At 37.0% G+C, this 10450-nt stretch carries 10 protein-coding genes; all 10 read left to right on the forward strand.

Features of this window, described 5'->3' with window-relative positions; translation table 11 throughout:
• The first annotated feature begins 1 nt into the window (after window position 1).
• Entirely contained in the window at window positions 2-616 is a 615-nt protein-coding gene (locus tag RQ973_RS04820) for an HAD-IA family hydrolase (protein WP_153225642.1), read from the forward strand.
• A 176-nt stretch (window positions 617-792) separates the two neighbouring features.
• Window positions 793-1887, forward strand: coding sequence for a LysM peptidoglycan-binding domain-containing protein (locus RQ973_RS04825; RefSeq protein WP_311522976.1), 1095 nt, complete (start codon window positions 793-795; stop codon window positions 1885-1887).
• Between the two features lie 234 nt (window positions 1888-2121).
• Window positions 2122-2538 (forward strand): MarR family winged helix-turn-helix transcriptional regulator, encoded by a 417-nt coding sequence (locus tag RQ973_RS04830; protein ID WP_398577611.1) that lies wholly within the window; start codon window positions 2122-2124, stop codon window positions 2536-2538.
• Window positions 2539-2548: 10 nt separating this feature from the next.
• Complete coding sequence (locus RQ973_RS04835) at window positions 2549-2911, forward strand: DUF1304 domain-containing protein (RefSeq protein WP_075231064.1); 363 nt, start codon at window positions 2549-2551, stop codon at window positions 2909-2911.
• Between the two features lie 353 nt (window positions 2912-3264).
• A complete protein-coding gene (locus RQ973_RS04840; protein ID WP_311522977.1) occupies window positions 3265-5043 on the forward strand; it encodes a phosphotransferase in 1779 nt (592 codons plus the stop codon).
• Between the two features lies 1 nt (window position 5044).
• On the forward strand, window positions 5045-5230 hold the full coding sequence (locus RQ973_RS04845) for a hypothetical protein (protein WP_153225647.1): 186 nt from the start codon (window positions 5045-5047) through the stop codon (window positions 5228-5230).
• Complete coding sequence (locus tag RQ973_RS04850; RefSeq protein ID WP_153225648.1) at window positions 5230-6657, forward strand: cytosine permease; 1428 nt, start codon at window positions 5230-5232, stop codon at window positions 6655-6657. The genes RQ973_RS04845 and RQ973_RS04850 overlap by 1 nt, the downstream gene beginning before the upstream one ends.
• A 339-nt stretch (window positions 6658-6996) precedes the next feature.
• A complete protein-coding gene (locus RQ973_RS04855; RefSeq protein WP_311522977.1) occupies window positions 6997-8775 on the forward strand; it encodes a phosphotransferase in 1779 nt (592 codons plus the stop codon).
• Window position 8776: 1 nt separating this feature from the next.
• Window positions 8777-8962 (forward strand): hypothetical protein, encoded by a 186-nt coding sequence (locus RQ973_RS04860; RefSeq protein WP_153225647.1) that lies wholly within the window; start codon window positions 8777-8779, stop codon window positions 8960-8962.
• Entirely contained in the window at window positions 8962-10389 is a 1428-nt protein-coding gene (locus RQ973_RS04865) for a cytosine permease (protein ID WP_153225648.1), read from the forward strand. Before RQ973_RS04860 ends, RQ973_RS04865 begins: the two co-directional genes overlap by 1 nt.
• Window positions 10390-10450: the final 61 nt, after the last annotated feature.

Genomic DNA, 10450 nt, shown 5'->3' on the forward strand with positions numbered 1-10450 from the left:
TATGAAAAAAAATGGATTTATCTGGGATTTAGATGGGACCTTGTTGGATTCTTATGAGGCTATTTTAGCAGGAATCGAAGAGACTTTTGCCCAGTTTGACATTCCTTATGATAAGGCTGAGGTTCGTGCCTTTATTCTACAAACTTCCGTTCAAGATCTGTTGGAAAAGGTGGGAGAAGAAAGAGGCTTGGATGCAGATATGCTCAATCAGGTTCGTGCTCAGAGTTTGGCTGAGAATAATGCTCAAGTGGTTCTGATGCCAGGGGCGCGTGAAATCTTAGCTTGGGCAGATCAGCAAGGGATTGAGCAGTTTGTTTATACCCATAAAGGGGACAATGCTTTTACAATTTTGGAGAATTTGGGTTTGGCCCACTATTTCATAGAAATTTTAACTAATCAAAGTGGCTTTGCTCGGAAGCCTAGTCCAGAAGCTGCGATTTATCTTTTAGATAAGTATGGATTAAATCCTCAGCAGACTTATTATATCGGCGATCGGACTTTGGATATAGAATTTGCCCAAAATAGTGGGATTCAGAGTATTAATTTTCTTACCTCTCCTGCAACTTGTAATCAACAGATAGAGCATTTAGAGGATATTAGCTCACTTTCCTTCTAGAATTTTCTTCAAGAAGAATGTGTCAGCCTGATGACAAGAAACTAACAAACTATTTCAGGTAATGTGATTTGTTACAAGGAATGTACAGTTCTGTTAAATAGCCCCAAAAGGGCTTTTTTTCTATTTTCTTTGTGTTATGATAGACAGGTACTACATTTGAAAAGGAGTTTGATAGTATGAAGAAAAGAATTATTTTAGCATCAACAGTAGCCTTGTCCTTTGCCCCTGTATTGGCAACTCAAGCAGAAGAACTAGTATGGACAGCACGTAGTGTTGAGCAAATTCAAAACGATGTTACTAAGAATGAGAATAAAACAAGCTATACGATTCAGTATGGTGATACCTTAAGTACCATTGCTGAAGCTTTGGGAGTGGATGTGACCGTTCTTGCTAACTTGAACAAGATCAGCAATATTGATCTGATTTTCCCTGAGACAGTCCTTACAACAACTGTTAATGATGAGGAAGAAGTGACAGAAGTTGAAATTCAAACCCCTGATACAGTTCAAGGTGGCGAAGGAACAACTGCTACAGCAGATTTGACAACCAACCAAGTCACTATAGATGACCAAACTGTACAGGTTGAAGATTTAACTCAACCAGTTGAAGAAACAGAGGCTCAAGTTGAGGCAGTAGCACCACAAGCGACTGAAGAAGCAGTAGCAAAAACTACAACAGAAGCATCAGCACCAGTAGCAGAACCTGTTACAGAAACTATGGCAGAAGTTTTAGCACCAGTAGAAGAAGCAGTAGCAGAAACACCTGTAGTGGAAGAAACTACTACAACAGAAGCCCCTGTTACAGAAACTGTAGCAGAGACTCAATCAACACCATCAACTTACCAAGCTGAAGCAAGCCAAGGTTCATCAGCGACTTATGCAGCCCCAGCAGCTCCTGACTATGCAGGACTTGCTGCAGCAAAATCAGAGAATGCAGGACTTCAACCACAAACAGCTGCTTTTAAAGAAGAGATTGCCAACTTGTTCGGCATTACATCCTTTAGTGGTTACCGTCCAGGAGATAGCGGAGACCACGGAAAAGGCCTTGCCATTGACTTTATGGTTCCAGTAAGCTCAGCTCTTGGAGACCAAATTGCAGATTATGCGATCCAGAACATGGCGACCCGTGGAATTAACTATATCATTTGGAAACAACGTTTCTATGCACCATACGATAGCATATATGGACCAGCCTACACTTGGAATCCAATGCCAGATCGTGGAAGCATCACAGAAAACCACTATGATCACGTTCACGTATCGATGAACTAATAGAAAGAGAAGTTGAAACTAATCTAGTTTCTGCTTCTTTTTTGTTTTCAAACTCTTAGATAGCGTAAATAAACTCCAGGCATAAAATAGAAAAACATAGCCTTGAGGGATTGTGACTAGGAGACTAATTTAACGGAGTAAGCAAAAGGCTTGCAAAGTCAATTTATTTGTATTATATTTGATAAGTCAATAGTTGATAAATCATATATTAATGAAAGGAGAAAAATACTAAAAATGCATGAATTATTGTACCAGCTTCATTTAACAGATCAGACCATTACTCAACTTTTTGAAAAACAATTGGGAATTAGTTTGACCCGCTATCAAATCCTGCAATTTTTACTGCAACAGTCACCATGTAACCAAATTGCCGTTCAGGAGAAGTTGCAAATCGACCAAGCGGCCTTGACCCGTCATTTTAAGATATTAGAGTCAGAGGGCTATGTCAGTCGCAAACGTAATCCGCTTAATCAACGAGAAGTCTTAGTTGAATTAACCCAAGAAGCCAAGAATCAACTCTTGGTCAATCCGCCTAAACATCACTTGAAAGTGAAGGAACAGATGGAGAGCATCTTATCGCCTGCTGAGCAGAAAGAGCTGACGACTTTACTGACCAACCTAGTGTCAGGTCTAGAAAAAATAGAATTTTAAGGAGAAAACGATGTCAATTATTACTACCATTTTAGCAACACTTGTTGCTCTAGAGCATTTTTATATCTTTTATTTGGAAAGTATCGCAACCCAATCAGATGCAACCAGCCGAGTCTTTAATATGGACAAAGAAGAGCTAGTACGACCATCTGTCACTTCACTTTTTAAAAACCAAGGGATTTATAATGCCTTGATTGGCGTGTTTCTTCTCTATGGAATTTATTTCTCGCATAGCTTAGAAATCGTAACAATCTTTGTTTTATTTGTCATAGGAGCAGCGACTTACGGTGCCTTAACAGCAGATAAAAAAATCATTCTAAAGCAAGGTGGACCGGCAATCTTAGCACTCTTGAGTATCCTTTTCTTGAAATAAAAAGCGGAGGTGGAAAAAATATTGGATTTAAGAATCCATTATTATAAATCCTTATGCTTGATAAATTAAATAAAAAAGCGGACAAGATAGAATTCTGAGTATCAGAAACGAGTATGGTTCGCTTTTTTATTTACGATTAGACTTTTATACGAATTTTGTTTTTAAGTTGGTTCACTTCAGTGTGATTAAGGAAGTGCTGTTTGTAAATCTTTAAAAACTTATGGAAATGCGTGGTCATGTTATTCAAGACTACTTCTTTACTATTAGAGTTTATTTGGATAATACTTGACAAAAGCGATTGTTCATACTATAATCTTTTTTAAACAATCATTGAACAAAAAGAGGTTATCAATATGATTTCAGAAAAACAATTTAAACTACTGTCTTTTTTGCAAGAGCATCCACAAGAGGAGTTTACACAAAGACAGTTAGCGGAACAATTGGAAGTTTCTTTAGGAACAATTAATTCCTTGCTTAAAGAAATGAAAGAAGCTAATTGGATTGATCAAGAAGGTCACCTATCTGAGTTAGGAAAAGAAGCTTTAGAACCTTATCGAGTACAAAATGCAGTGATTATGGCTGCAGGAATGAGTAGTCGATTTGCACCATTGTCTTACGAAGTACCAAAAGGATTGTTAAAAGTCAAAGGGGAGCGCCTGATTGAAAGGGAAATTGAACAACTACAGGAAGCAGGTATAGAAGATATTACGGTTATTGTAGGGTATATGCAGGAAAAAATGTTTTACCTTGCTGAAAAATATGGTGTAAAAATCGTTGTCAATAATGATTACTATAAATACAATAACTGTTCTTCATTAATGTTGGTTAGAGATCAACTATCAAATACTTATATTTGTTCATCGGACAATTATTTTGCCGAAAATCCATTTGAGAAGTATATTTATAGGGGCTACTATTCAACAATATTTGTGGAAGGCGAGACAGACGAATATTGTGCTACCGAAGACTCCAACAACATGATTGTTGACATACAGATTGGTGGTAAAGACACTTGGGCTATGGTGGGACATGTGTATTTTGACCGTGCCTTTAGTGAAAAATTCGTAAAAATTTTAGAAACTGAGTTTAAACACGAGCCCTATAAAGAACAGCTCTGGGAAGATTACTATACCCGCAATGTTCATGAATTGCATTTAGAAGCTCGTCATTATTCAGCGGATATTGTTAAAGAATTTGATTCCTTAGATGAGTTGCGTCAATTTGATGACCGCTACTTGATGAATTCTAATTCTGAGATTATTGATAATATCTGCAAGACCTTGAATTGTGATGCTTCGGATATTGTTCATATTAAACCACTCAAAGATGGTTTGACCAATACATCCTTTAGCTTTGATTGTCTTGATAAAAAATATGTTTACCGTCATCCTGGAAGAGGAACTGAAAAATATATCAACAGGTCAAGTGAAGCGGCTTCTATGGAAATTGCAGCAAAACTACAAATAGACAGAACATTTGTTGCAATGGATAAAAACGAAGGGTGGAAGATTTCAGAATTTATCCCTAACGCTAGACCGCTTGATTATGATAATTGGGATCATGTAGAAAAAGCTATGGGGCTCTTGAGAAAACTACATCAGTCTGGAGAGAAGACAACTCATAATTTTGATTTATTTGTAGGAATTGATGATTTTAGAGAAAAATTGAAGGCTAGCAATCGTTTTGAGTTTGATGGACTTGATGAACTCGATAAAAACATTTCAACTATTAGAGAATTTTTAAAACAGGATGACACTGAGAGAGTTTTATGTCATGGAGATTCCTATAGCCCTAATTTTCTCCTAAACGAACAAGAGGAGATGAGTCTGATTGATTGGGAGTATTCTGGTATGGGGGACCCTGCAGGGGATTTAGGTACCTTCATTGGTTGTTCGAATTATACTGTTGAACAAGCTGAGAAAGTGCTTGAGATTTACTTGCAAGAAGTTCCAGATACAAAAACAAGACGTCATTATTTAGCCTATGTGGCAGTGACATCTTATTATTGGTTCTTGTGGGCCTTATTCCAAGAGAGTGTTGGAAAACCTGTGGGAGAATTTCTTTATACTTGGTATCGATTTACCAGACAATACGGACAACTTTCATTAGAGTTATATCTAGGAGAAAAATAAGATGAAATCTGTATCTGAAATTGAACAATTGGTAGCAGATGAAACGAAACGAAGACTGGAAGAAATGGAATCTCCAGACTATGATTTTGCGCAACCATTCTTAAAAAAAGATTTTGCTTTGATTGGTGTCATCATTGGAATTAATCTAATCTTGATTATCTTAGCTATGACAGGAGGAATTAAATAATGTCGAAAACGACCGACTTTATTCAACAAGAAACCATAACTGGGATTGTTCCAATGACTAGTAAGGATCGGCAATATTCCTTCTGGGATTTATTCTTATCAACAAGTGGTTTTGCGATTGCAACTTGGTGTTACACACAAGGAGCGTATGTTGCTCAATATTTGACCTTCAGCCAGATGTTAATCAATATTTTTAGCTTTAATATTATTTGGGTCTTTATCGAGTGTCTTCCCACCTTGTTTGCAGTGAGATACGGAATTGATTTATGGATTTGGCTTCGAGCGGTTTTAGGGAAGCGCGGAGTGGCATTTTTGTCAACAACTATCAGTTTAGCAAATTTTGGTTGGTATGCAGTTACTGCAAATCTTTTTGCCAGTTCTATGATTCATCTAGCTAATAATTTCGGCCTTGGACTGGAGAAGGGGATTTGGGCACCAATTCTTGGGACACTTTGTGTCTTATTAGGGACCTTGATTGCCCTTGGTGGACCGGAGGTTATAAAAGGTATTAATCGGTTTATGGTAATTGCTTTGCTAGTTGTTGGATTGATTATCGTTGGAATTTGTTTTGTAGCAGTTCCGATTACTGACATTATGAACGTTCAACCAGCAGTACAAGGAGATTTGAGCCCGCTAGAGCGATTTATGATTTCAGGAGAGGGGAATGTAGCGACTGCCTTTTCTTGGTCGACGCAAGCATTAATTTTACCACGTTTAGCAAAATCAGAACGTAGTGGGTATTGGGCTACTTCTTTATCTTATGGCGTAGTAGCACCATTCTTTGCTGCGACGGGTGGTGTTATGGCTCTAGCTATGTTTGTAAGAACAGGAGTTTACGAGAGTGATCCAACTGCGATGCTTTCAACCTTGAGTACTCCTACCTTTGCTCTTCTTAGTTTATTGCTAGTAGCTTTTGCAAATATTGGAACTCAAGGGACAGGATCCTATGTGAACTGTATGATTGTTAAAAGTGGTATGCCTAAGGTGAGCTATAAACTAATGGTTTGGATTGCCATGATTTATGTGAGTGCGTTAACAATTTGGGGTGGCGTAGAAGAATATTTTGGTTCTTTTATCTCGCTTGCAGCTTATATTCAAGGACCTATTATTGGAATGATTGTTGTTGATTATTTCTTGATAAGAAAACGGAAATTAGATTTACGATCAGCTTATTTCTTAGATGGACATCAGGCTTATGAGTTTACTAAGGGATTTAATTTAGTTGGTTTGTCTTGTGTATTCGTATCTCTGTTAGTTGCGGTACTCTTTGTTTACAATCCCCTAACTAAACAAATTCAAAGTTCGATCTTCTTAATCACAACAGGTAGTGGCTTTACGGCGATTTTTGGTGGCTTCCTATATTGGTTGGCAAGCCTAACTCCATTAAAACACTACATGATTAAAGACAGAGATCAAGTAACCATTTAAGGGTCTGAGAACTATTTTGTCTCAGACTCATAAATCCTCATGCTTGATAAATTAAATAAAAAAGCGGACAAGATAGAATTCTGAGTATCAGAAACGAGTATGGTTCGCTTTTTTATTTACGATTAGACTTTTATACGAATTTTGTTTTTAAGTTGGTTCACTTCAGTGTGATTAAGGAAGTGCTGTTTGTAAATCTTTAAAAACTTATGGAAATGCGTGGTCATGTTATTCAAGACTACTTCTTTACTATTAGAGTTTATTTGGATAATACTTGACAAAAGCGATTGTTCATACTATAATCTTTTTTAAACAATCATTGAACAAAAAGAGGTTATCAATATGATTTCAGAAAAACAATTTAAACTACTGTCTTTTTTGCAAGAGCATCCACAAGAGGAGTTTACACAAAGACAGTTAGCGGAACAATTGGAAGTTTCTTTAGGAACAATTAATTCCTTGCTTAAAGAAATGAAAGAAGCTAATTGGATTGATCAAGAAGGTCACCTATCTGAGTTAGGAAAAGAAGCTTTAGAACCTTATCGAGTACAAAATGCAGTGATTATGGCTGCAGGAATGAGTAGTCGATTTGCACCATTGTCTTACGAAGTACCAAAAGGATTGTTAAAAGTCAAAGGGGAGCGCCTGATTGAAAGGGAAATTGAACAACTACAGGAAGCAGGTATAGAAGATATTACGGTTATTGTAGGGTATATGCAGGAAAAAATGTTTTACCTTGCTGAAAAATATGGTGTAAAAATCGTTGTCAATAATGATTACTATAAATACAATAACTGTTCTTCATTAATGTTGGTTAGAGATCAACTATCAAATACTTATATTTGTTCATCGGACAATTATTTTGCCGAAAATCCATTTGAGAAGTATATTTATAGGGGCTACTATTCAACAATATTTGTGGAAGGCGAGACAGACGAATATTGTGCTACCGAAGACTCCAACAACATGATTGTTGACATACAGATTGGTGGTAAAGACACTTGGGCTATGGTGGGACATGTGTATTTTGACCGTGCCTTTAGTGAAAAATTCGTAAAAATTTTAGAAACTGAGTTTAAACACGAGCCCTATAAAGAACAGCTCTGGGAAGATTACTATACCCGCAATGTTCATGAATTGCATTTAGAAGCTCGTCATTATTCAGCGGATATTGTTAAAGAATTTGATTCCTTAGATGAGTTGCGTCAATTTGATGACCGCTACTTGATGAATTCTAATTCTGAGATTATTGATAATATCTGCAAGACCTTGAATTGTGATGCTTCGGATATTGTTCATATTAAACCACTCAAAGATGGTTTGACCAATACATCCTTTAGCTTTGATTGTCTTGATAAAAAATATGTTTACCGTCATCCTGGAAGAGGAACTGAAAAATATATCAACAGGTCAAGTGAAGCGGCTTCTATGGAAATTGCAGCAAAACTACAAATAGACAGAACATTTGTTGCAATGGATAAAAACGAAGGGTGGAAGATTTCAGAATTTATCCCTAACGCTAGACCGCTTGATTATGATAATTGGGATCATGTAGAAAAAGCTATGGGGCTCTTGAGAAAACTACATCAGTCTGGAGAGAAGACAACTCATAATTTTGATTTATTTGTAGGAATTGATGATTTTAGAGAAAAATTGAAGGCTAGCAATCGTTTTGAGTTTGATGGACTTGATGAACTCGATAAAAACATTTCAACTATTAGAGAATTTTTAAAACAGGATGACACTGAGAGAGTTTTATGTCATGGAGATTCCTATAGCCCTAATTTTCTCCTAAACGAACAAGAGGAGATGAGTCTGATTGATTGGGAGTATTCTGGTATGGGGGACCCTGCAGGGGATTTAGGTACCTTCATTGGTTGTTCGAATTATACTGTTGAACAAGCTGAGAAAGTGCTTGAGATTTACTTGCAAGAAGTTCCAGATACAAAAACAAGACGTCATTATTTAGCCTATGTGGCAGTGACATCTTATTATTGGTTCTTGTGGGCCTTATTCCAAGAGAGTGTTGGAAAACCTGTGGGAGAATTTCTTTATACTTGGTATCGATTTACCAGACAATACGGACAACTTTCATTAGAGTTATATCTAGGAGAAAAATAAGATGAAATCTGTATCTGAAATTGAACAATTGGTAGCAGATGAAACGAAACGAAGACTGGAAGAAATGGAATCTCCAGACTATGATTTTGCGCAACCATTCTTAAAAAAAGATTTTGCTTTGATTGGTGTCATCATTGGAATTAATCTAATCTTGATTATCTTAGCTATGACAGGAGGAATTAAATAATGTCGAAAACGACCGACTTTATTCAACAAGAAACCATAACTGGGATTGTTCCAATGACTAGTAAGGATCGGCAATATTCCTTCTGGGATTTATTCTTATCAACAAGTGGTTTTGCGATTGCAACTTGGTGTTACACACAAGGAGCGTATGTTGCTCAATATTTGACCTTCAGCCAGATGTTAATCAATATTTTTAGCTTTAATATTATTTGGGTCTTTATCGAGTGTCTTCCCACCTTGTTTGCAGTGAGATACGGAATTGATTTATGGATTTGGCTTCGAGCGGTTTTAGGGAAGCGCGGAGTGGCATTTTTGTCAACAACTATCAGTTTAGCAAATTTTGGTTGGTATGCAGTTACTGCAAATCTTTTTGCCAGTTCTATGATTCATCTAGCTAATAATTTCGGCCTTGGACTGGAGAAGGGGATTTGGGCACCAATTCTTGGGACACTTTGTGTCTTATTAGGGACCTTGATTGCCCTTGGTGGACCGGAGGTTATAAAAGGTATTAATCGGTTTATGGTAATTGCTTTGCTAGTTGTTGGATTGATTATCGTTGGAATTTGTTTTGTAGCAGTTCCGATTACTGACATTATGAACGTTCAACCAGCAGTACAAGGAGATTTGAGCCCGCTAGAGCGATTTATGATTTCAGGAGAGGGGAATGTAGCGACTGCCTTTTCTTGGTCGACGCAAGCATTAATTTTACCACGTTTAGCAAAATCAGAACGTAGTGGGTATTGGGCTACTTCTTTATCTTATGGCGTAGTAGCACCATTCTTTGCTGCGACGGGTGGTGTTATGGCTCTAGCTATGTTTGTAAGAACAGGAGTTTACGAGAGTGATCCAACTGCGATGCTTTCAACCTTGAGTACTCCTACCTTTGCTCTTCTTAGTTTATTGCTAGTAGCTTTTGCAAATATTGGAACTCAAGGGACAGGATCCTATGTGAACTGTATGATTGTTAAAAGTGGTATGCCTAAGGTGAGCTATAAACTAATGGTTTGGATTGCCATGATTTATGTGAGTGCGTTAACAATTTGGGGTGGCGTAGAAGAATATTTTGGTTCTTTTATCTCGCTTGCAGCTTATATTCAAGGACCTATTATTGGAATGATTGTTGTTGATTATTTCTTGATAAGAAAACGGAAATTAGATTTACGATCAGCTTATTTCTTAGATGGACATCAGGCTTATGAGTTTACTAAGGGATTTAATTTAGTTGGTTTGTCTTGTGTATTCGTATCTCTGTTAGTTGCGGTACTCTTTGTTTACAATCCCCTAACTAAACAAATTCAAAGTTCGATCTTCTTAATCACAACAGGTAGTGGCTTTACGGCGATTTTTGGTGGCTTCCTATATTGGTTGGCAAGCCTAACTCCATTAAAACACTACATGATTAAAGACAGAGATCAAGTAACCATTTAAATAAAAAGGCTCTATAATATTTGTAGTGGGTAAATCCCCTATAGATATTATGGAGCCTATT

The organism is uncultured Streptococcus sp. (genome assembly GCF_963511325.1).
Classification (GTDB): Bacteria; Bacillota; Bacilli; order Lactobacillales; family Streptococcaceae; genus Streptococcus.